We start from the raw sequence: 22,274 nt of genomic DNA, 5'->3' as shown, positions 1-22,274 counted from the left end.
TGTCTCACTATACCATAGTTGCGAGCGACAATCTCTTAATTTGTAACGACGCGTAACTCACTATGACCATCTTTCGTCTTATTTACTTCGATGCGAGACGGAATCGCTTGCTTTAATTCTTCGACGTGAGAAATGACACCGATCATACGTCCTGACTTTTGCAAGTCGATTAATACGTCGATCGCTTGGCGCAACGACTCGTCGTCGAGAGAACCGAACCCTTCATCGATAAATAACGTTTCGACTGAAATCGCTCCTTGGAAACTTTGAATGACATCACTCATGCCGAGCGATAAACAAAGGGAAGCTAAAAACTTCTCGCCTCCACTCATCGTTTTCACATCGCGCGCTTGTCCTGTGTAACTGTCATAAATGTCTAAATCTAATCCACTTTGACGGTTATGTCTCGCTTGTTCTTCACTGCGCACGAATTGATATTGCCCGCGTGACAATTGATGGAATCGAACGTTCGCCGCTTGAATGACGCGCTCTAAATATTCGATTTGAATATAACGTTCAAACGACAATTTTAAATGGTTTTGACCGCGTAATAAATCGTACATTTGAATGAGTTCGCCTACTTCTTTTTCTAATGCAGCGAGTTTTTCCGCACGTTGTTCTACTTCTTTTACCGTCTCATCAATTAAAGCGATACTTGAGCGCATCAGTAAAACGAAAGCGTTCATCTCTTTCAATTCTTCTCGCACTCGTTCCACGTGACGTTGCCATTCTGTTTCATCCACTTTTTCTTTTCCTTTTAAACGTTCTTGTAGTTCCGCAATTAACGTCGTCGTCATATGACAATCCGTTTCATATTGTTGGATCGTCTTGCGTAGTGATTCAATTTCAGGAACGTCTTGAAGCGCTCGTTCATAATCCGCTTCATCTTGAAACTCCGCTAATGTAAGTTGTTCATCGAAAATAGCTCGCGCTTCTTTCCCTTCTTCGATTAAACGTTGCCAACGCTTTTCCGTTTCCGTAACACGTTCTTGCGCTAACGATTTTTGTTCGCTCCATTTTTTCCAAGCTTCTTCTGCTCGCTCGCGGTCTTTTTTCATCTTGTCGTAGTTTAACTGCATACGATGCAGTTCTGACGTGAAGGCGCGAATATCGCGTTGCTCTTCACCGAGCGACTGCTTCACTTGTTGTAAAATAGCGCGTTGTTCAACGTACGCCCCTTCGCTTTGACGCGCTCTTTCTTCCGCTTGACGTACCGCTTGCTCCGCTTCTTCTACTTGCTTATGCAACGCTTCTACTTTCGGTTCTAATTGTTCGACTTTTTGACGCTCTTTTTCAATATGGTCTAATGCCGCTAATGTCGTTTCAAACATTTCTCTTAATTGAGGTAATGTCGCACGTACTTCTCGCTCCACACGCGCCGCTTCATAACGGTTGTACTCACTTACTGCATGTTGGTATTGCTGTTCGTATTGATAATACGTGCGCTCCGCTTCTTGCAACAACTTGCGCTCACTTTGAACGACTCGTTCATCGACGGACGTTTCTTCTTCTTCCGTAATGAAATGATCTAAACTTCCGCAAACCGGGCAAGGTTCGCCCCCTACTAAATGTTTGCGCAAGCGGATCGCTTCATTGCCGAGCCATTCTTTTTCGAGCTTTTCTACTTGGCGCGTCAATTGTTGCACCGCTTGACGTTGTGTCACATAATCCGCTTCTAATGACTGTGCTCGCGCTCCCCATTTTTCCAAATGCTCCAACAGTTCCATTTGTTTTTCATACGCTTGACGCTCGATCAATTTCTTTTCATACGGACGCACTTCATGGCGTGCTCGCTTTAACTCTTTTTCCTGTTCTTTTTGTTCGCTCGTCAATTGTTCGAGTTTTGTGCGCGCTCGTTCTGCAATCGTTGTCGCTTCTGTCCAGCGCTGTTTTGCTTTTTGTTTTGCCTGCATCGTCTCTTCTACTTTTTCGAAAAGTGGCAGACGTTCTTCCATTTGAACGATCGCACGATGTAAATGAGCGAATTCTTCCTCTCGCGCTTTCCACTCCTTCACGCGTGTTGACGCTTGGCTCTCTTCTTCCATCGCTCGTTCTAATTCGACGTGCAATGTTTTTAGACGTTGTTGTTCTTCTTTCGCTACTGCTCGCAAACGGTTCAGTTGATTGCGGTATTCATTTAACGGACGCGCTTTTTCTGCTCGCTGCAACCTCACACGCTGTTCTTCAATCGTTTGTCTTTCTTGCTTCAATTGTTCGTCTCGTTTCAACTGTTCGGCAAGCTTCGCAAAATCGGCATTTAAAGCTTCCGCTTCTGCTAAACGTTTCATCACTTCTTGTTCGCGCTTTTCTAACTCGTGAACTTTCCCTTCCCCGCTCTCAAGCTTTTCGACGTACATGCGACGATCATTCGCGACGAATTTCGTCCAATGGTTTACATGCAATGTCGTCTGTCCGTGCAGTTGTTTCAATTCTTCATTCTGATAAGCGGTTTTTTCAACGCGGGAAGCGGTCATTAATAAGTCTCGTCGGTTCGATTCATACGCTTGTCTTCCTTCTTTCACTTCATCTTTCATCACTTCAATTAAAGCCTCGTACCGTTCCGTTTGGAAAATTTTCCGCAACATCGCTTCTTTTTCATCCGTCGACGACGTTAAAAATTTACGAAATTCTCCTTGTGGCAACATGACGAGTTGCTTAAATTGCGTCGCAGTAAAGCCGATTAACTGCTCGATTTTATCATTCACTTCCGTAATAATTTGACGATCGACCGCTTGGAGCAATTTTCCGTCGACGATTTCATAAAGTTCAGCACGCGCTTTCGTTTCGTTTTTATTGCCAGGTTTCGTATACGGTAATTGACGCATCACTTCAAAAACTCGCTCTTTAATCGAGAAGCGCAATGTCACGACGGACGGTTCGTCACCTTTTGCGAAGTCACTGCGCAAATTACGCGCATCTTCTTTCCGGTCCTCCCCACTCGCTTCTCCGTAAAGCGCATACGTTAAAGCGTCAAAAATCGTCGTCTTACCTGCCCCTGTAGAACCGGAAATGACGAATAATTGTTGAGCAGCGAGCTCTGTAAAATCAATTTCCTCGGTATCTTTATATGGACCGAATGCTGTCATTTTTAAATAAAGTGGTTTCATCGTTCACGTTCCTCCTTTAAAACACGATCATTTAAACGTTCAAATAAAGCGAGCATCGTTTCCGTCGGTTGACCCTCAGAAATGTTCGAGAAAAATGCAGTGAACAATTCAGTATCTGTCATCTTTTCTGCTTGCACGTATTCAATCGCTCCTTCTGTCGGACGATAAAATAATTTACGTTCGACGTGCATCGCATTCGGGAATACTTCACGAATTTTTTCCATCGGTTGCAACACCGTCTCCTCATCAAGCAATGTGACGTACACATAATCTTCCGAGCGCTCTTCTTTTAATAAATCAGCTAAATAACCTTCCACTCTTCTCATATCTCGTCGAATGTGATATGGACGTTTGTCAATTGTACATTGTCCTTTTGCATCTAATTCGACGACCAAATACCCTTTTTTATGATGTTGTTCTGATATAGAATATTTTAGTAAAGAGCCTGAATAACGAATCGTTTCATCTCCGATATGGTGTGCTTGGTGGAGATGCCCGAGCGCTGTATAATGGAAATCTTTGAAACGCTCGCTGCTCACATATTCCGCACCACCAATCGATAAAGGACGCTCTGAATCACTCGTCATCGAATCGTCTTCCTCACCCATTTTCGTCACGAAGGCATGGCTGACCGCTACGTGACGAGCTTGTTCGTCTAAAGTTGGAGTCAGTCGCTCGATGATCGCTCGCATCGCGTCATCATGTGTTTTAATCGTATCGTCATCATAAGCGAGTCGCGCAATGCTCGGGTCGACATACGGGATTAAATGAAAATGCACAGGCCCGTACTCATCTTCTAAAATGACAGGTTCTAACTCATCATCGAGCGAACCTGAAACGAAATAGCGCCCGCCACGCATAAAGGAACGGCCAAATTGTAATCGCGTTGCGCTATCATGGTTCCCTGCAATCGCTAACACTGGAATGCGTAAATCGTAAGCGAGCGCTGTAAGCACTTCATCAAATAAATTGACCGCTTCAATAGGAGGAACTCCTCGATCGTAAATATCTCCCGCGATAATGATGGCGTCGGGTCGCTCTTCTTTCATCTCTTCAATAAATCGCGTCAAAGTGTAACGTTGATCTTCCGTCATATGAACACCTTGCACGAGTTTTCCTAAATGCCAATCAGCAGTATGTACTATTTTCATCGTTCACCACTCCTTTACTATCTTCTTTCCATTATACTATTTTTTAACAGCATGTTTATGCTTATACACAAAAAGACAAAATGAGAAGCGTCAATGCCTCCCATTTTGTCTGTGTGTCACATCTTATTGAAATTATTTTGTAAGTCCAGCGTGAATCGTTTCGATGTTTGATTTTAAGAAACCAGTGTACGATTCTCCTTCACTACCTGGTTTTCCAAGCTCATCTGAATAAATTTCAGCGAAAATTTCTGCACCTGTTTCTTTCGCTACTGTTTCCATCGGACGTTTGTCGACGTTCGATTCTACAAATAACGTATCAATCTTATTTTCTTTAATAAATTCAACTAACGATTTAATTTGTTCAGGCGTACCATTTTCTTCCGTATCGATCGCCCAAATGTATCCTTCTTTTAAGCCGTAACGGTCTGTCATGTATTGGAATGCACGTTCACTCGTTACGAGAATACGTTTTTCTTCTGGAATTTCATTAATTTTTTCTTCGTACATTTTATCGATCGCTTCTAATTCTTCTAAAAATTTCGCACCATTTTCTTCGTATGTCGCTTTATTATCTGGATCGATCGCAATTAAACCTTTCATCGTATTTTCAACCATTTGAATACCTACTGCTGGTGATAAAAATGCGTGTGGGTTAATTTCTTCTTCTTGCCCATCATCTGAAGTTAAGTACATCGGCTCTACGCCTTCCATCACTTCAAATACTTGATCGTCTGACTTGTTTACTGTACCGACTAATTTAAAGAACCAACCTGATTCTCCACCTTCAAGGTTTAAACCGTTATAAAATAATGCATCTGCATCTGTCGCTTTTTTAATATCTTCTGGCAATGGCTCGTATTCATGCGGGTCTGTACCGATTGGAACCATCGAGTGAACGTCGACTAAATCTCCACCGACTTCATTTAAAATGTCATGAATGATTGAAAACGTTGCGACGAGTTGTAATTTTTCTTTATCGTTAGAAGGTGTGTCCCCTTCTTCTTTCTCACTTGATTGCCCGTTGTCATCATTGCTACAAGCAGCGAGTAAAAATACTGCCATAATTGACATGAGGCCGAACTTCCAAAACTTCTTCAACATGTTAAAACTCCTTTTCTAAAAAAATTATTGTCCAACTGCTGTTTTATTTTTTCGCATTTTTAATGCACGCCATACGACACCATGTTTCGGTGAAAAGAGTAATGCTGTGATAAAAAATGCTGTTGTGACTAAAACGATAGCAGCCCCTGAAGGCCAGTTGTAAATAAAACTAATGTACAAGCCGATCACTGCGGATACAGCACCGAGAATCGACGAAATGACAATCATATGCGATAAACGGTTCGTTAATAAATATGCTGTCGCTGCTGGCGTAATGAGCATCGCGACGACTAAAATGATACCGACTGTTTGCAATGACGCTACTGTCACGAGTGTCAGTAACACCATCAAGCCGTAATGGATCAATTTATTCGATAAGCCGAACGATGCCGCTAACGTCGGGTCGAACGTGCTGACGAGAAACTCTTTGAAAAAGAGCACGATCATCAATAATACGAAAATGCCGACTCCGAGTGTAATCCACATATCAGAATCCCTCACGGCGAGCACGTTCCCGAATAAAATACTCGTTAAGTCCGTACTCGTATTCGCCTTTCCGATTAAAATAATCCCGACGGCGAAAAAGGCAGAAAATACGATACCGATTGACGTATCATTTTTAATTCGGCTATTTTGCGTAATGAAGCCGATACCGAAAGCTGTAAGCAATCCGAAAACGACCGCTCCGTAAAAATAGCTAATGCCGAGCATGTACGAAATCGCAACACCAGGTAAAACAGCGTGACTAATCGCATCTCCCATTAAACTCATTCCACGCAAAATGATGAACGAGCCGAGAACACCGCTAATAATACCGACGATAATCGCGGTAAATAACGCTTTTTGTAAAAATTCGTAGTTTTGAATATCTTGAATAAAACTCATGAGCTCGCCACCTCTAAAGAATCCCATAATGAATATTGAGATTTAAATGCACGCTTCATCGTTTCAGGTTGCATCACATTGTCAACGGTACCTGCCCCGACGATTTCGCGGTTCACGATAATTAAATCATCGAAATACGATTTCACTTTCGTCAAATCGTGATGGACGACAAATGCTGTCTTTCCTTCATCTCGAAGTTCTTTTAGCAAACTGATGATGAGCGCTTCACTCGTCACATCAATCCCGACGAAAGGCTCATCTAAGAAAAAGTACTCGGCTTGTTGAGCGAGTGCTCGAGCTAAAAAGACACGTTGCTGTTGGCCACCAGAAAGCTCGCCGATTTGATGATCAGCATACGATTCCATCCCGACTTTCTGTAAACATTCATGCGCCCAAGTACGCTCTTTCTTTCCTGGTCTTTTGAAAAGACCGAGAGATGGATACGTACCGAGCACGACCATATCGAGCACAGTGATAGGGAAATCCCAATCGATCGTCGCACGTTGTGGGACGTAAGCGATCGTTTTACGCATCGCTTTCACATCTTTTCCGTCGATTGTTACCGTTCCGCCATCTGTCGGAATGAGTCCGAGCATCCCTTTCATCAAAGTCGATTTCCCTGCGCCGTTCGGTCCGATAATACCGATTAAACGGCCACTTTCCATGTTAAAAGATACATTGTTTAATATTTGATTGCCGTAATACGATACGGATAAATTGTTCACTCGTATGGAATTTCCCATACTCTCACCTTCTCATTCAGCTTTTTATTTTCGTTCAGGAAAACATTTTTCCTTTAGGAAACTTCAATGTAAAAATAAAACTTGCCCTCACGCAACTCTAGAGTAAAAAAACATTCTTTCCCTAGAGCAACTATAACGCTATATTAAATCATTCTTTTTAAAAAGTAAAGGATAAATGATTGTTTTTCTCAATTGATTTTGTTAGAAGTAGGAATTTGTTGGCATTCATGGTAAACTATCCTCATATAATGAAGGAGGAGTTAAGATGGCTGAAAACGTATTCATCATTAAATTTGAAGAAGAAAGTAAATCGTATCAAACTTTTTCTGAATTAAAGCAAATGCATGCGACGAAACAAATTGTCGGTGAACAGATGGGTGTTATTTTGAACGATGCGGATGCTGGCATTCAAATAAAAGACTTCCTAGATTTCACAGGAACAGACAAAACAGCGCGCGGCAGCATTATCGGTGCACTCGTCGGCATTATCGGTGGACCGCTCGGCATTTTACTCGGCTGGATGGGTGGTACATTTATCGGAGCGACAGGTGATGCGCGCGAAATTAAAAATGCGATGAACGTCTTCGAACAAGTAACATCATTTATCGCACACGGTCAAACAGGTGTCATTTTAATCGCACGTGAAGAAGATTTCGAAACGATTCAAAACTATGCATATGAGCTCGGCGGACAAGTTGTACGCCTTAACGGAGATTACGTGCGAGACCAAATTAAACAAGCACAGCTCGCACAGTTCGAACTCGAACGCGATGCGCGCAAACGTTGGAAAGATCGAAATAAATAAAACGAAAGACCATCCCACACAAATTAGCAGGATGGTCTTTTCTATGACTGTAATTCTGCTTGAATGCGGCGTAAGTAGTCACCGATTTTTTCGTTTTTAATACAACGATCGGCGAAAGCATCGTATTGTGTTTCGTCTTGATTGACGATAATTAATGTCGCGTCATGTTCAACTGCGATAAGCGGGTATTGATTTGCTGGGGAGACGGTCAATGAAGAACCGAGCACGAGAAATACATCCGCTCCTTCACTCATAAGTGCAGCTTCCATTAAAGCGCGTTCATCTAACATTTCGCCGAATAAGACGATCGATGGGCGTAGGGGACCGCCGCATTCACAGTAATATTGTTCGTCTTCGTAACGTTTATTGCTATATACTTTGCCACACGTTTCACAATGCACTTCTTTCAACGTTCCGTGCAGTTCGATGACGTGGCGTGAGCCTGCCTCTTGATGAAAACCGTCGACATTTTGTGTAATGATCGATGTCACATACCCTTTTCGTTCCCAATCAGCCAAAATGTAATGACCTTCGTGAGGACCGTATTCGTTCACCCCGATGACGCGATTGCGATAAAAGTCGATGAACGTATCGAACTGACCATTCAACGCGTCGACGGTTGCTACTTCGGACGGATCGTACTTCGTCCACATCCCGTCTTTCGCTGAACGAAAATCCGGTAAGCCGCTTTCGGTCGACATGCCCGCCCCAGTGAAAACGACAACCTTCTTTCCTTCTTTTATTAACTGTGCTAACATTTCATCACATCCTTATTTCCATTCCTCTATATAGTAGCACGAGCGAATGGACTTTTCGAACAATTGGAGGGAGAATGACGATGAGCAGAACGACATATCAAAGTTTACTCGATGGAAAAGTGTATATCGGAGGGATTGACGCCGTCGAAACAGCGGATGCTGAACATCAAATCGATGCCTTTTTCGATTTGCGTGGCACACGCGACGGAGACGTCCACGAAAAAAGCGTCTACACACCACTAACAGACGGTGAAGAAGCAACGAGCTTACAACGCGCCGTCCAACAAATGAAAGAAGCGGTCGAAGCTGGCGAAATAATTTACATGCATTGCAATACAGGACGCGGGCGCACAGGGGCAGCCGCTACCGCTTTATTGCTGGAACTCGGTGTCGCATCATCAGTAGAAGAAGCCGAACAAATGGCGAAAGAAGCGCGTGATGTAATCGATATCCGTCCGAATTTCCGTGAAGCATTGCAACAACTGTACAAATAACAAAAGAGCCGTCTCCTTTCATCGTAAAAGGAGCGGCTCTATTTTTATTTTTCGTCGCGCTGTTTTTGCGCTTCTTTTCTTATTTTTTCAAAATGACGAATATCTTCCGGCCTTACCGTAATCGGCTCTCTCCTCAACACTTTGCCCATCGCAAACATTAAAATGACGAGAAATACGGTAAACGGTAAAGCTGAAACGAGCGATGCCGTCTGCAATGCGTTCAGTCCTCCAGCGAATAAAAGAACTGCCGCAATCGCCGACATGAGCACACCCCAAATCGTTTTCACGATCATCGGTGGAAGCAAATTACCTCGCGTCGTCATACTCGCTAAAATGTACGTCGCTGAATCCGCACTCGTCACTAAAAATGTAATGACGAGAATGATCGCAAGAATTGACAATACGTTCGTAAATGGTAGTTGTTCCATCGTGACGAATAACGCGCTCGTCACATCGAGATCGACCGCTTCCGCAATCGCTGTACCATTGTTTAAATCGCTATACAATGCTGTTCCACCGAGTGTCGCTACCCACATCATCGCAAAGACAGGCGGGATGATCATCACCCCTGTAATGAATTCACGAATTGTACGTCCTCTCGACACACGAGCGACGAAAGCCCCGACGAACGGGCTCCAGGCAATCGCCCACGCCCAATAGAAAATCGTCCAATCACTCACCCACGTACCGCCTTGATACGGCTGAAGACGCAAACTATATTGAATGAAATTCGTAATGTAATCTCCGACCGCTACCGTAAACGACTCCATAATGAACACTTTCGGACCCATAATGAAGAAGAAAGCGAGTAACGCGATAGCGAGCGCTAAGTTGAAGTTTCCTAAATAACGAATTCCTTTATTTAATCCTGTTGAAGCTGACAACATGTACGCACCGAAAACGAGCACGATAATAATGAGTTGAAGCTTGAAATTATTTTCCCATCCGAAGACAGATTCTAATCCCCCACCCATCTGCATCACACCGAGTCCGATCGACGTCGCAATTCCCATCACTGTCGCAATAACAGCGAAAGAATCGATGCCGCCTTTTAAATATTTATTCGATCCGACGACCGGTTCGAGCGCCGTCGAAATGAGACCATCTTTCTTTTTTCGAAACTGCATAAATCCGATGACGAGACCGACTAAACCGAAAATCGCCCATTGTGAAATACCCCAATGGAAAAAGGCATAGCCCATCGCGACACGCGCAGATTCCGCTGACTGGTCAGGCACTCCTTCAAATGGTGCATTGAAATAATGACTCATCGGCTCTGCGACTCCCCAGAACACGAGTCCGACACCGAATCCTGCAGAAAACAACATCCCAATCCATGTGAAAAATGGATAGTCTGGTTTCGCATCATCGCCACCGAGACGAATCGCGCCATATTTACTAATGGCTAAAGCGAATAAAAAAACAATTAAAATAAAGACGGTTAATAAGTAAAACCACCCGAAATTCACTTGCGTAAAATCATATAAAATTGTAGCGACACGCTCAAAGCTATCTTTCGCTACCGCTCCTAGTACGACGAGTACAAATACTGTAATCGACGAAATTAAAAATACCGGGTTTTTCCAAAACCTGTCATCCAACCAAATCGACTCCCTAATGTTTTAAAGTATAAAGGTACTTACCCTTTATAAATACATTAAAACATAAAAGTGCGATTCATTACAATTTTATTATGATATGTTTACATATTCGTCTGTTCTGGTTGCCCATCTTTCGGTAAAAGTAAACCGACTAAACCTAAAAACGGTAAATAACTTGCGACGATCATCGTATCCATCACACCGATACGGTCCATTAAGTTCCCGATAAATACAGCACCGACCGCTCCCATACCGAAAGCGAGTCCGACTGTTAAGCCAGCCATCATTCCAATCTTACTCGGAATTAACTCTTGTGCATAAACGACTGTCACCGAGAAGCTCAACATAATGAAAAATCCGATGATCGCTAAAAATACGCCGATCCAAGTGGCTGAGATGAACGGTAATCCGAGCGCAAATGGCAATGGGACGAGCAATGATAAAATGATGACATTTTTCGTTCCGATACGATCGGCAATCGGCCCGCCAAAAAATGTTCCGATCGCACCGAATGCTAAAAATAAGAAAATGTAGAGCTGTCCTTTTTCAATCGTATAGTCATAGTTTTGCATGAGATGGAAGACGTAAAAACTAGACATACTCGTCACGTAAAAAGAACGCGCGAAAATAATGACCATTAAAAGTCCGAGTGCGATTCCGATTTTTTTCTTCGTTAAATGACCGAGCGTTGAAACGAGCACTTTTTTCCGTTTCGACGTTCGCTCTTTTTCAAGTTGTTCACGATACCAAAACGACACACGCGTCAATAATAAGACAGCTGCGAATGCGACAAGTACGAAAATAGCTGCCCCTTTCTGCCCGAGACGGACTAAAACGAAGGCGCTAATTAAAGGAGCGAGCGCTTGACCGGTATTCCCTCCCACTTGATAAATCGATTGCGCAAGACCACGCTTTGAACCTGCGGATAAAAACGAAACTTTTGACCCTTCCGGATGGAATACCGCAGACCCTAATCCGAGCAATGCGACCGATGCGATAATGAGCCCGTAGCTCGAAGCGAACGCAAGACCCGCCATCCCAATCGCTGACAATACCATCGCAAGTGGCAAAGCGAACGGACGCGGTTTTTTATCGCTAATGTATCCGACGACCGGTTGCAAAAGTGCCGACACCATATTTAATGTGAATGCTATAAATCCTAGTTTCGTATAAGAAATGCCGTGCGACTTTTCTAAAATCGGGAACATCGCCGGAACGACTGCTTGAATCGCATCGTTAAATAAATGCGCAATCCCGATCGCGACCATGATCGCATACGTCGGTTTCGTAAAATATTGATTTTCCTTTGTCATAATCCACCTCTTTCTCTTCCATTCCGTTATTATAACAAAACAATTATGAATTGCGTGAAAATATGTATTTTATGTGAACATCAAACATCTATTTTTTATAATGTTTTCACAGTCTCTTTTCCGTTCATATAAATCATTTAAGCTTATAAGAGAAGGAGTTGGATAATACGATGAACGATGTCTTAAAAGAAGCGATCCATTTTTTACACACATATTATGCAGAAAATGAATTACCGATAAATGAGCGAGATGCTCGAATTGAAGCTGTCACAAAAGAAATTGAGGAGACGAAAACGTACACTCATACGTTTGAAGAATTGAGTTACGGTGCTAAACTTGCATGGCGCAATAGCAACCGATGTATCGGACGACTTTTTTGGAATCAATTGCACGTCTTTGACGAGCGAGCTACGACGAATTTAGAAGATGTGATGAACGCTTTATTTCGACATATCGAATATGCGACGAACGACGGAAAAATCCGTTCCACAATTACAATTTTCCCTGCTAAACGCCCAGATGGCACTGAGCCTATCCGCTTACGCAATCATCAGTTATTACGCTATGCAGGCTATGATACGACGGGAGATCCCGCTTCTCGTGCATTCACGAATTTTTGCGAATCTCTCGGCTGGCAAGGGGCTAAAACTCCCTTTGACATTTTACCGCTCGTCATTGAAAATGAACATGGGGAACAATTATGGCGTAACATTCCCTCTTCCATCATTCGTGAAGTGCCGATTACACACCCCGAGTATGACTTTACACCGCTACGATTACAATGGTATGCGGTACCGATCATTTCGGATATGATTTTGGAAATTGGGGGCATTGAATATACAGCAGCTCCGTTTAACGGATGGTATATGGGGACAGAAATTGGCGCGCGTAACTTTGCGGATACCGACCGCTACGATCAACTACCTGCTGTCGCTCAATTGCTCGGACTCGACACATCTTCAAACCGTGCACTTTGGCAAGACCGTGCACTCGTCGAATTAAACATTGCTGTTTTGCACTCGTATGAACAACATGGCGTCACACTCGTCGACCATCATACAGCGAGCAAGCAATTCGAAATTTTTGAAAAAACTGAGGAAAAAGCGTGCCGACATATTACAGGTAACTGGACGTGGCTCATTCCGCCTCTCGCACCAGCGACGAGTCATATTTTCCATCGTCCTTATGACAATACGACATTAAAACCGAACTTCTTCTATCGTAAAAAAGAACAAACTGGATGTCCATTCCATATGAAATAGTCCTCCATTTTTTAACAAAATGACGACATTTCAGCAAATTCAGTGCAAACTCTTTCGGAAACGTGTAAACTATGGCACATTAAAGTGAAATAACTTATGACAAAGGAGACACGGATTATGAAAATTGCAGAAGTAGGAAATATTATTGAATTTAAAGAAGGACTTCAAGGTATTGTGGAAAAAGTGAATGAAAACTCGGTCATCGTCGACCTCACGTACATGAAAAATTTCGAAGAACTCGAAATGGAAGAAAAAACAGTCATCAATCATAAGCGTTACAAAATTATCGCAAAGTCAAAAGATGCAACGAAATAATTTTTGAAACGTCTCTATGTATGTAAAGAAAGGATGGGATTTTGTATGAAGAACAAAGTAGCACTCGCCTTGTTCGCTTCACTTCTCCTCGTTCTCGGAGCGTGTGGAACAGAAAAAGCTGAAAAAGAACAAGAAAAAGACAAAGTTGAACTCGAAGAACAAAATGCCGCACAGTCTGATGAAATAGAAGAGCAAGAAGAAGAGAAAGCAGAAGAGGCAGAAGAAACAACGCCGACTGAAACACCTGCTGCAAAGCCAAATAAAGAAGAAGCAAAACCAGCAGCTCCTGCCACACAAGATGGAGAAGTCATTCAAACAGACCGCTATGCGATTACACTGTTAAAAGGCTATACATTTATGGAAGAAGAGCCGGGACGTGACATCGTTTCACTTTCAGCAGATGGTCAAACGTTCATGCGTTTAGAAGTGGAAGAGTTTACGCAAGATGCGTACGACTTTTATAAACAAAACGGCCTCGAATTAGCACAAGCGATCGCAGGTGATGCAGAAGTTCATACGAACGATCCAGTGAGCTTACAAAATGCGAAACAAGCAATGAGCTACCAAACGAAAATTAGCGAATCAACAATTTCTATTTTCGTCTTTGAAATGAACGGTAAAGTCGTACGTGCAACAATTTACGACGAACCGACAGAAAAGTATACAAATGAATTCGCAGAAATGTTATCTACGATTAAATAATAAAAATGAGCGAGCCTGACGTAGGCCTGCTCATTTTTTATTTCTATTACAATTGTCGAATCGACAATCCGAGTTTTTTCGTTAAATGAATTAATGTATCCATCTCTTCATCCGATAACTCATTCATCAACTCTGCTAATTGGCGCTCATGTTCAGGAAATATTTTTTCAATGAGCGCATGTCCTTCTTCTGTAATATTAATATGAATGACACGACGATCTTCTGGACAACGTTCGCGGCGCAACAATTGCTTTTTCTCCAATTGATTAATCACGTACGTCATCGAACCGCTTTGCAACAATATTTTTTGCCCAATTTTTTGAATAGGCTGTGGGCCTTTATGATATAAGAGCTCCAATACAGCGAATTCCGTCGGATTTAAACTGTGCGCTTCGAACACACCGTTGGCCGACTCCATTAACACTTTACTCGCGCGTGATAAGACGACGAATAATTTCAATGATTTTTCAATTCGTGCTTCTTCCATATCACACTCTTCCTTTCTTAACCGATAATCACTCGCTCTTTCGGATAACGATAAGCGATTTTATTTTCTTTTCCACCTAATGTGTATAAAAATGAAATTAATCCGACACGACCGATAAACATGAGCAACATTAAGATGACTTTACCAATCATACTTAAATCACTCGTAATGCCGAGCGACATCCCACACGTTCCGAACGCTGACGTAATTTCAAATAATAAAGCGACGACAGGTACATCTGGTTCTGTTAACAGCAATGTGATGAGCGCGGTAATGACCATAAAGCCCGCTAAAATGATGACCGCATATGAACGGAACACGTCAACTAATTTAATTTGACGCTTAAATACGTGAATGACATCATTTCCTTTTGCGAAATTAATTAAAAATAAGACCGCAATCGCTAATGTCGTCGTCCGAATCCCGCCACCGACCGAACTCGGGGAAGCTCCGATAAACATGAGCGTACTAATGAAAATATCCGATGCTTCTGTAAACTGCGTCACATCAAATGTCGTCAACCCTGCGGAACGTGCAGACACCGAATGGAATAATGACGTGAAAAATTTCTCATGCCATGCCATTCCACGAAAAGCATTCGATGATTCCATCGCATATAAGACGACGGTTCCGAATACGAGTAAAATACCGAATGTTACAGTCGTAATTTTTGTAAATAGTGAGAAGCGGAAACGCACTTTATCGTTACGACGTTTTACAAAGCTTTTCACTTCAATTAAAACAGGGAAACCGATCGCACCGAGTACAATTAAAATCATGACAATCGTCTGAACGAAGTAATCTCCGAAGTAAGGCATGAGAGACGCCTCTGTAATGTCAAACCCTGCATTCGTCGTCGCTGAGACGGCCATGAACATCCCGTGCAAAAAAGCTTCATTCCACGTCGCATAAAACTGCTTCAAATAAATAGATAAAATAAGACCACCCGTCAACTCAATGACGAAAATAATTTTAATAATTTCTTGAATGAGATGGACGACACCTTGTAAAGAATATTGGTTATGGTCCACCATAATGAGCTGACGTTCGCGCAAGCCTATTCTTTTTTTAATTAATAACCAAAAGAATGTACCGAGTGACATAATGCCGATACCGCCAAGTTGCAAGACGAGCATTAACATGACGAGACCGAATGTCGTATATGTACCACCGATACTGATCGTCGATAACCCCGTGACACTCACCGCGCTCACCGCAGTGAATAAACTATCAATAAACGTAACATGAACTCCTGGTAAATATACTCCAGGCAAGTTCAGCAAAATATACGATACGGTAATCGCCATAAAGTAATAGAACACGATCAATTGAGCAGGCGTATATTTATTAATTTTTTCAGGCGAAATCCGCATCCGTTTCATGAACGATTTCTTCCTTTCTAAATGGTTGCTATTCAAGTATTTTAATCAACTTCACTCCAAAAGGAAAGAAAAAAAGAGAAAAGACATTCAGCCTCTTCTCTTCCACACTTTAAATCGCTGTCACACCACCATCTACAGGAAGTTCTACACCTGTAATAAATGATGCATCGTCCGAAGCTAAAAAGAGCATCGCTTTCGCAATTTCTTCCGGCTTACCGTAACGTTTTAACGGCGTGTTCGCCATGAACCATTGTTTATATTGCTCCGCCTATTCATTACATTCAGTATATCGTACTTTCTTCCAAAAACGAAAGAGAACGTGCACCAAAAGATACACATTCGCTTTTTCATTCATTATTTAGTTACTTTTAAGCAACTTTTTTATTTTGACGAACACTTGAAAAATAACCGTACAAGACGAGACCGATTAAGACGATCCAGAACGTCATTTTCCACAATGTCGATTGTGGGAATGCAGGGTCGATAATTTGTAAGCTTTCGTGTGCTAGTGTTAAAACGAGCAATTTCACTCCGACCCATCCGACGATTAAATAAGCTGCCACTTCCAACTTCGGATATTTTTCAAGTAAGACGATAAATTTACGTGCGGCAAATCGAATTAAAATTAATCCGATAATCCCACCGATGAAGATGACCGCAAACTGTCCACCGTTAATGCCACCGATTTCAAAATCCCCGAGCGCTGGCAATGTCACTGCGAGTGCGACAGCTGCTAACATCGAATCGAGTGCAAACGCAATGTCTGCTAATTCGACTTTTAAAACCGTCATCCAAAAACCAGATTTTTTACGCGGTTTTTCCAATAAATCTTCCGCCGTTTCGCTCGACTCGTGATATAAGTCGTATAAGCTTTTAGCCGACATGAACAGTAAGTAAGCTGCTCCGAGTGCTTGGATCCACCAATATTTAACGAGTGTCGTAATTAAAAAGAGTGCTGCAAATCGGAAGACAAACGCCCCGAGCAATCCGTAAAACAATGCTTTTTTCTGTTGAACTCTCGGTAAATGACGCACCATCACTGCCATGACAACAGCGTTATCTGCTGATAATAAACCTTCCAATAAAATGAGCACGAGCAACACCCATGCATACTCCAATAAAATTGTTTCCATTAAATCTTCCTCCTTTTTTGCAAACAAAAAGAGACCTCGCCTAATAAATAGGCAAAGGTCTCGCTAATTTAGATTTAATCTAAGCTCTCAACACCGATGACTTCCGTCATGTATTGACGACATTGAGATAGGATTTCTCCTAAAGCTACTCCCCTTTGACAACTGTCAAAGTGATATGAAATTGTCGGGATCTTGTTTGTACAATTAGTATACCACAATCTCCCGACTTGCAAACATTATTTTACGTCTTCCGGCCAATTTTTCTTACTTCTCGTTTGGCTATCAAATAAGCTGTACATGACCGGTACGATATACAATGTCAGCAATGTTGAGGTGAGCAATCCACCGATGACGGCGATTCCCATCGGTTGGTTCATTTCCGTACCTTCTCCAATTCCGAGCGCGAGCGGTAATAAGCCGAGAATTGTCGTCAAGGCCGTCATTAAAATCGGACGGACCCGAACTTCTGCTGAGTGAACGATCGCATCATATGAATGCATGCCCTTCTCTTTCTGTTGATTAATGTAATCAACGAGCACAATTCCGTTGTTGACGACAATCCCGACGAGCACGAGCACTCCGATGACAGCTGTTACGCTGAGCGGTGTATTTGTTAAGAATAACCCGAGCGCTACCCCAATGACCATCAGTGGTACGGAGAACATGATAACGAATGGATATTTAAACGATTCGAACTGCGCTGCCATCACGATATAAACGAGCACAACTGCGAGAACGATCGCTAACAACATATCGTTAATTGCACTTTCGAACAGTTCACGATCCCCACCGTAATTCATGTCGATTTCTTCTGGTAATTTTAACTTATCAATCATATCGTTCACTTGTGTCGTCATTTCACCGAGCGAGCGATCTGATTCGTATTTTACTGTGAACGAGACAGAATGCGCTTGATCGACACGCTGAATCGATACTGGCGCTTCTGCGATGGCGACTGTCGCAACATCCTGTAAATTGATATACGTTCCGGCAGGTGTTAACAATTTAATTTGTTTCAATTGATCGATACTATCGCGGAATTTTTCATCGTATTGGACATACATCGCGAGCACTTCTTCATCTTCTCCGACGATTTGAGTCGCGAATGTACCTCGTGTTACCGAGTTGACCGTTTGTGAAATTTGAGCAGGTGCTAATCCTTGTTCTGCTGCTTTTTCACGATCTACCGTGACGTGAACTTCCTCAACTGTATCTCCTAATGTGTTCGACACTTCGAGTACTGATTTCATATCTTGAAGTTCTTCATCGACTTCCTTCACTGCTTTTTCTAAGCGAGATTCATTCGTATCACTTAAAGAGAACGTGACCGTATTCGGCTCAGAACCAGCTGCTGTTTGTAAGTTGAAGTTCACTGTCGCACGATCTTCTAATAAATCGACAATTTCAGGTTGAACCTCATCGACAAATTCGAAAACAGAACGGCTTCGATCTTCGAGTGGCACCATTTTAATATAAATTTCTGCGACGTTCGTTTGCGCAGTGCCTTGCGCCATATTTTGTTGCGTACCGCCGACTAAGCTGACATACACTTCAACGTCTTTTTCACGCTGTAATTCTTCTTCAATTTCTTTTACAATTTTATCCGTTGATTCGATCGAGGCACCATTTGGCAATTCGACCGCTACTGAAACGAACCCTTCATCGGTAGGTGGTAAAAATTCTGTGCCGACACGCGTCAAACCGAAAATACTTGCACCGAGCATGATGATCGTTGCTAATAATACGACCGGACGGTTATCGAGCGCCCAGCGAATCGTGCTTCCGAAACGATTGCTCTTTTTCGTACGACGCTTGCGTGCTGCTAACAATTCTAAATCTGGCGTTTTTAACATTTTGCTCGCCATCATCGGAACAACCGTTAAAGCGACGACGAGTGAGGCGAACAAACTAAAGGAAATCGTCAATGCGAATTCAGTGAAAATTTGACCGATTAGACCGCTAATGAAAATAACAGGAACGAAGACGGCTAATGTCGTCAATGTCGATGCAGTAATCGCACCGCCAATTTCTTTCGCTCCGTCGCGAGCAGCAATATTCGATTCTTTCCCCATCGCTAAATGTCGCTCGATATTTTCGATGACGACGATCGCATTATCGACGAGCATCCCGATACCGAGTGCGAGTGCACCGAGCGTCATAATGTTGAGTGAGAAGTCTGCGAAAAACATGAGTACGAACGTCACGATAACAGAATAAGGAATCGCAACCCCGATAATGATTGGACTTTTAATTCCGTGTAAGAAGACGAATAAGACGATCATCGCGAACAATCCACCGAGTAGTAACGACTGTCCGATATTGCCGATCGCTAAATTGACGTAATCTCCTTGGTCAAATAAAATGTCCGCTTCGACTTTTTTATATTCTTTTTTATCGAGTAAGTCATCGAGCGTCGATTTAAACTCTTTCGATACGCTCGCTGTATTCGCTCCTGACTCTTGCAATACGTTGACGAGAACAGCTCGGTCATCGTTCGCACGTGTGAGCGCCCCTGAGTCCGCATCGTGAATGTCAACCGTTGCGACGTCTTTCACACGAAGCATCTCTCCTGCTTCTGTACGACCTACAACGACATCTCGAACATCATCTAATGTCGTCAATGAGCTAATGATACGCGTCGTTAATTGTTTTCCATCATCCGTCTTAATCGGCTCTCCTGGCATCGAAACGTTATTCGCTTGGATCGCTTGGACGATATCCGATTGTGCGAGACGATTTTTTTGTAACTCTTCTTCGTTCAATACGACTTTAATTTCTTCTGTCACTTTCCCTGAAACGGTAACACTTGCGACACCTTTCGTACGGCGTAACTCCGTTTCAAGTTCTTCGGCGAGCGGTCGAATGTCGACATCTTTATCCGTTGAACGCAATGTCAATTGAATGACCGGGAACTGCGACGGGTCAAACTTCATAAAGCGTGGCGCTGAAGCCCCTTCAGGCATCGGCACTTGATCGACGCGTTGCATAATGTCTAATTGCACATCATCAATGACGGTCGACCAGTCAAACATGAGCAAAATGAAGTTCGAACCTTCTTGTGAAATCGACTGCATCGTCTTTAATCCCGGTGCGGTCGACAAACTTTGTTCTAATGGCTTTGTCACTTTTTCATTCACTTCTGTCGGTGAAGCACCATCGTAATTGGAAACGACGACTGCGACAGGAGGATTTAATTCTGGTATTAACGTCACCGGTATTTTGAAGAAAGAGACCGCTCCTAAAATGATGACGAGGAACATTGTCACAATCGTAAAGACCGGACGTTTTATCGAAAACTCACTAATTTTCATATCGGGTATCCTCTCTTTTTAAACATTACTTATCATTTTATGCAAACTGCCCTCTTAGTTCAACGAACTTCCCTTCAAAAATACACGATGTAACAAATTCGTCATACTATCTGTACATATTTTGTACTTACAGTAAACCGTAAAGACGAATGTCTGGATATTTATCATTGAACCAACGTAAAGCGAACTCATTTTCAAATAAGAAGACGAGGTTATCGTATCGGTCTTTCACGAGCATAGAACGAGGACCTGTCATCGCTTCTGTCACATCTTCCTCATTTTCGATCCAGCGCGTCACTTTTGAACCGATTGGCTGCATTTGCACTTCGACATTGTATTCATTGCGCATGCGATGTTCAAACACTTCGAACTGTAATTGTCCGACCGCTCCGAGCATCACTTCTTCTGTATACAATGTTTTGTAATATTGAATCGCACCTTCTTGTACGAGTTGCATAATTCCTTTATGGAACTGTTTTGATTTCATAACGTTTTTCGCGGACACTTTCACGAATAACTCTGGCGTAAATTGTGGCAGTGGCGCAAATTCATAATTGCCTTTTCCACCGATAATCGTATCGCCGATCTGGAAGTTTCCTGTATCGTACAATCCGATAATATCACCAGGTAAAGCAGTATCGACCGTTTCACGATCATCCGCTAAAAACTGTGTCGTTTGTGCTAATTTAATATTTTTATTTAAGCGAGGTACGTGTACGCTCATCCCTCGTTCGAACTGTCCTGAAACGATGCGGACGAAAGCGATACGATCGCGGTGGCGCGGGTCCATATTCGCTTGAATTTTAAAGATGAACCCAGAGAAGTCATCGTCCATCGGATCTTTCATCTCTTCTGATTTTAATTCACGTGGCTGCGGTGGTGGCGCAAACTGTAAAAAGGTTTCTAAAAAGGTTTGCACGCCGAAGTTCGCAAGCGCACTTCCGAAAAATACAGGCGTTAACTCACCTTTTGCGACGCGTTCTGGATCAAATTCGTTACCCGCTTCATTTAATAGCATGACATCTTCCATCGCTTGTTCATAATAACTCGTATCCATGAACGCATCATGAACTTCCGGCTCACCGTCTTCATTTAAAGCGATGAAGCGTTCATTTTCTTCCGCACGTGCTCGTTCTATGCGGTTATTGTAGCGATCGATGACACCTGCAAATTCTTTCCCCATTCCAATCGGCCAATTCATCGCATACGATTCAATTTCTAACACTTCTTCTAAGTTTTCCATCAATTCAAGTGGCTCTAGTCCTTGGCGATCCATTTTGTTCATAAATGTGAAAATCGGAATACCGCGCATGCGACATACTTGGAACAATTTAATCGTTTGTGGCTCGATTCCTTTTGCTGAGTCGACCATCATCACGGCAGCATCGACTGCCATAAGTGTACGATACGTATCTTCCGAGAAATCTTCGTGACCTGGCGTATCTAAAATATTTACACGTTTACCGTCATAATCAAACTGCATGACGGAAGATGTGACGGAAATTCCACGTTGTTTTTCAATTTCCATCCAGTCACTCGTCGCAAATTTCCCAGTCTTTTTTCCTTTTACCGTTCCCGCATCGCGAATCGCTCCACCGAAATAAAGCAGTTTTTCTGTCATCGTCGTTTTCCCTGCATCAGGGTGAGAAATAATCGCAAATGTGCGTCTTGATTCAATATCTTTTTTATTCATCCATATACTCCTTCTATTTAAAAAACACCTT

General features: G+C 42.6%; 18 protein-coding genes and 1 pseudogene. 5 read left to right on the top strand and 14 right to left on the bottom strand.

What is annotated here, in order from left to right; all coding sequences use genetic code 11:
• Positions 1–35: 35 nt before the first annotated feature.
• From ACFQ0V_RS05140 to ACFQ0V_RS05120, 5 genes are all read right to left on the bottom strand, one after another.
• Positions 36–3,107 carry an AAA family ATPase gene (locus ACFQ0V_RS05140; RefSeq protein WP_381010532.1) on the bottom strand — a complete coding sequence of 1,024 codons (3,072 nt, stop codon included), beginning with the start codon at positions 3,105–3,107 and terminating at the stop codon, positions 36–38.
• Positions 3,104–4,258, bottom strand: a complete 1,155-nt coding sequence (locus ACFQ0V_RS05135; protein WP_381010529.1) for an exonuclease SbcCD subunit D — start codon at positions 4,256–4,258, stop codon at positions 3,104–3,106. Before ACFQ0V_RS05135 ends, ACFQ0V_RS05140 begins: the two co-directional genes overlap by 4 nt.
• A 132-nt stretch (positions 4,259–4,390) precedes the next feature.
• Positions 4,391–5,359, bottom strand: a complete 969-nt coding sequence (locus ACFQ0V_RS05130; RefSeq protein ID WP_381010527.1) for a metal ABC transporter solute-binding protein, Zn/Mn family — start codon at positions 5,357–5,359, stop codon at positions 4,391–4,393.
• Between the two features lie 24 nt (positions 5,360–5,383).
• Positions 5,384–6,244 carry a metal ABC transporter permease gene (locus ACFQ0V_RS05125; RefSeq protein ID WP_381010524.1) on the bottom strand — a complete coding sequence of 287 codons (861 nt, stop codon included), beginning with the start codon at positions 6,242–6,244 and terminating at the stop codon, positions 5,384–5,386.
• Positions 6,241–6,987 (bottom strand): metal ABC transporter ATP-binding protein, encoded by a 747-nt coding sequence (locus ACFQ0V_RS05120; protein ID WP_381010521.1) that lies wholly within the window; start codon positions 6,985–6,987, stop codon positions 6,241–6,243. Before ACFQ0V_RS05120 ends, ACFQ0V_RS05125 begins: the two co-directional genes overlap by 4 nt.
• A 265-nt stretch (positions 6,988–7,252) precedes the next feature.
• Between ACFQ0V_RS05120 and ACFQ0V_RS05115 the strand changes: the two genes are divergently transcribed.
• Positions 7,253–7,792 (top strand): DUF1269 domain-containing protein, encoded by a 540-nt coding sequence (locus ACFQ0V_RS05115; RefSeq protein ID WP_381010518.1) that lies wholly within the window; start codon positions 7,253–7,255, stop codon positions 7,790–7,792.
• Between the two features lie 41 nt (positions 7,793–7,833).
• Here ACFQ0V_RS05115 and ACFQ0V_RS05110 read toward each other — a convergent pair whose 3' ends face one another.
• The gene (locus ACFQ0V_RS05110) at positions 7,834–8,550 is read right to left on the bottom strand and encodes an NAD-dependent protein deacylase (protein ID WP_381010515.1); all 717 of its coding nucleotides are present in this window, start codon (positions 8,548–8,550) and stop codon (positions 7,834–7,836) included.
• An 80-nt stretch (positions 8,551–8,630) separates the two neighbouring features.
• Here ACFQ0V_RS05110 and ACFQ0V_RS05105 point away from each other — a divergent pair, with 80 nt between their 5' ends.
• The gene (locus ACFQ0V_RS05105; protein WP_381010513.1) at positions 8,631–9,044 is read left to right on the top strand and encodes a phosphatase domain-containing protein; all 414 of its coding nucleotides are present in this window, start codon (positions 8,631–8,633) and stop codon (positions 9,042–9,044) included.
• Between the two features lie 44 nt (positions 9,045–9,088).
• Here ACFQ0V_RS05105 and ACFQ0V_RS05100 read toward each other — a convergent pair whose 3' ends face one another.
• Together ACFQ0V_RS05100 and ACFQ0V_RS05095 are read right to left on the bottom strand one after the other, a co-directional pair.
• On the bottom strand, positions 9,089–10,645 hold the full coding sequence (locus ACFQ0V_RS05100; RefSeq protein WP_381010510.1) for a BCCT family transporter: 1,557 nt from the start codon (positions 10,643–10,645) through the stop codon (positions 9,089–9,091).
• A gap of 101 nt (positions 10,646–10,746) precedes the next feature.
• A complete protein-coding gene (locus ACFQ0V_RS05095) occupies positions 10,747–11,958 on the bottom strand; it encodes an MFS transporter (protein ID WP_381010509.1) in 1,212 nt (403 codons plus the stop codon).
• A gap of 170 nt (positions 11,959–12,128) precedes the next feature.
• Here ACFQ0V_RS05095 and ACFQ0V_RS05090 point away from each other — a divergent pair, with 170 nt between their 5' ends.
• From ACFQ0V_RS05090 to ACFQ0V_RS05080, 3 genes are all read left to right on the top strand, one after another.
• Positions 12,129–13,220: a nitric oxide synthase oxygenase gene (locus ACFQ0V_RS05090; RefSeq protein ID WP_381010507.1), complete on the top strand. Its 1,092-nt coding sequence runs from the start codon at positions 12,129–12,131 to the stop codon at positions 13,218–13,220.
• A 117-nt stretch (positions 13,221–13,337) separates the two neighbouring features.
• Positions 13,338–13,535 (top strand): YkvS family protein, encoded by a 198-nt coding sequence (locus ACFQ0V_RS05085; RefSeq protein ID WP_381010504.1) that lies wholly within the window; start codon positions 13,338–13,340, stop codon positions 13,533–13,535.
• A 45-nt stretch (positions 13,536–13,580) separates the two neighbouring features.
• Positions 13,581–14,237: a hypothetical protein gene (locus tag ACFQ0V_RS05080; protein WP_381010501.1), complete on the top strand. Its 657-nt coding sequence runs from the start codon at positions 13,581–13,583 to the stop codon at positions 14,235–14,237.
• A 46-nt stretch (positions 14,238–14,283) separates the two neighbouring features.
• On the opposite strand, the gene ACFQ0V_RS05075 is transcribed toward ACFQ0V_RS05080, so the two are convergent.
• The 6 genes and pseudogenes from ACFQ0V_RS05075 to ACFQ0V_RS05050 all read right to left on the bottom strand — a co-directional run bounded on the left by ACFQ0V_RS05075 (position 14,284) and on the right by ACFQ0V_RS05050 (position 22,243).
• Positions 14,284–14,724 carry a MarR family winged helix-turn-helix transcriptional regulator gene (locus ACFQ0V_RS05075; RefSeq protein ID WP_381010498.1) on the bottom strand — a complete coding sequence of 147 codons (441 nt, stop codon included), beginning with the start codon at positions 14,722–14,724 and terminating at the stop codon, positions 14,284–14,286.
• A gap of 17 nt (positions 14,725–14,741) precedes the next feature.
• On the bottom strand, positions 14,742–16,097 hold the full coding sequence (locus ACFQ0V_RS05070) for a TrkH family potassium uptake protein (protein WP_381011850.1): 1,356 nt from the start codon (positions 16,095–16,097) through the stop codon (positions 14,742–14,744).
• Between the two features lie 118 nt (positions 16,098–16,215).
• Positions 16,216–16,356, bottom strand: a pseudogene (locus ACFQ0V_RS05065) (SDR family oxidoreductase); the annotation flags it as partial.
• Between the two features lie 118 nt (positions 16,357–16,474).
• Entirely contained in the window at positions 16,475–17,239 is a 765-nt protein-coding gene (locus tag ACFQ0V_RS05060; RefSeq protein ID WP_381010496.1) for a TerC family protein, read from the bottom strand.
• Positions 17,240–17,475: 236 nt separating this feature from the next.
• Complete coding sequence (locus ACFQ0V_RS05055) at positions 17,476–20,550, bottom strand: efflux RND transporter permease subunit (protein ID WP_381010493.1); 3,075 nt, start codon at positions 20,548–20,550, stop codon at positions 17,476–17,478.
• A gap of 127 nt (positions 20,551–20,677) precedes the next feature.
• A complete protein-coding gene (locus ACFQ0V_RS05050) occupies positions 20,678–22,243 on the bottom strand; it encodes a peptide chain release factor 3 (protein ID WP_381010491.1) in 1,566 nt (521 codons plus the stop codon).
• Positions 22,244–22,274 lie beyond the last annotated feature (31 nt).

The organism is Savagea faecisuis, from assembly GCF_042675605.1.
In the GTDB taxonomy this organism is placed as follows: domain Bacteria; phylum Bacillota; class Bacilli; order Bacillales_A; family Planococcaceae; genus Savagea; species Savagea faecisuis.
The sequence above is the reverse complement of the archived record's forward strand: the minus strand, read 5'-3'. Positions and strand labels throughout refer to the sequence as shown.

Bases quoted from the DNA above. Each gene is read 5' to 3' on its own strand.
- ACFQ0V_RS05130 (WP_381010527.1), bottom strand. From the start codon at position 5,359: ATGTTGAAGAAGTTTTGGAAGTTCGGCCTCATGTCAATTATGGCAGTA.
- ACFQ0V_RS05120 (WP_381010521.1), bottom strand. From the start codon at position 6,987: ATGGGAAATTCCATACGAGTGAACAATTTATCCGTATCGTATTACGGC.
- ACFQ0V_RS05060 (WP_381010496.1), bottom strand. From the start codon at position 17,239: ATGGAAACAATTTTATTGGAGTATGCATGGGTGTTGCTCGTGCTCATT.
- ACFQ0V_RS05135 (WP_381010529.1), bottom strand. From the start codon at position 4,258: ATGAAAATAGTACATACTGCTGATTGGCATTTAGGAAAACTCGTGCAA.
- ACFQ0V_RS05140 (WP_381010532.1), bottom strand. From the start codon at position 3,107: ATGAAACCACTTTATTTAAAAATGACAGCATTCGGTCCATATAAAGAT.
- ACFQ0V_RS05125 (WP_381010524.1), bottom strand. From the start codon at position 6,244: ATGAGTTTTATTCAAGATATTCAAAACTACGAATTTTTACAAAAAGCG.
- ACFQ0V_RS05105 (WP_381010513.1), top strand. From the start codon at position 8,631: ATGAGCAGAACGACATATCAAAGTTTACTCGATGGAAAAGTGTATATC.
- ACFQ0V_RS05075 (WP_381010498.1), bottom strand. From the start codon at position 14,724: ATGGAAGAAGCACGAATTGAAAAATCATTGAAATTATTCGTCGTCTTA.
- ACFQ0V_RS05095 (WP_381010509.1), bottom strand. From the start codon at position 11,958: ATGACAAAGGAAAATCAATATTTTACGAAACCGACGTATGCGATCATG.
- ACFQ0V_RS05110 (WP_381010515.1), bottom strand. From the start codon at position 8,550: ATGTTAGCACAGTTAATAAAAGAAGGAAAGAAGGTTGTCGTTTTCACT.
- ACFQ0V_RS05115 (WP_381010518.1), top strand. From the start codon at position 7,253: ATGGCTGAAAACGTATTCATCATTAAATTTGAAGAAGAAAGTAAATCG.
- ACFQ0V_RS05080 (WP_381010501.1), top strand. From the start codon at position 13,581: ATGAAGAACAAAGTAGCACTCGCCTTGTTCGCTTCACTTCTCCTCGTT.
- ACFQ0V_RS05050 (WP_381010491.1), bottom strand. From the start codon at position 22,243: ATGAATAAAAAAGATATTGAATCAAGACGCACATTTGCGATTATTTCT.
- ACFQ0V_RS05070 (WP_381011850.1), bottom strand. From the start codon at position 16,097: ATGCGGATTTCGCCTGAAAAAATTAATAAATATACGCCTGCTCAATTG.
- ACFQ0V_RS05085 (WP_381010504.1), top strand. From the start codon at position 13,338: ATGAAAATTGCAGAAGTAGGAAATATTATTGAATTTAAAGAAGGACTT.
- ACFQ0V_RS05055 (WP_381010493.1), bottom strand. From the start codon at position 20,550: ATGAAAATTAGTGAGTTTTCGATAAAACGTCCGGTCTTTACGATTGTG.
- ACFQ0V_RS05090 (WP_381010507.1), top strand. From the start codon at position 12,129: ATGAACGATGTCTTAAAAGAAGCGATCCATTTTTTACACACATATTAT.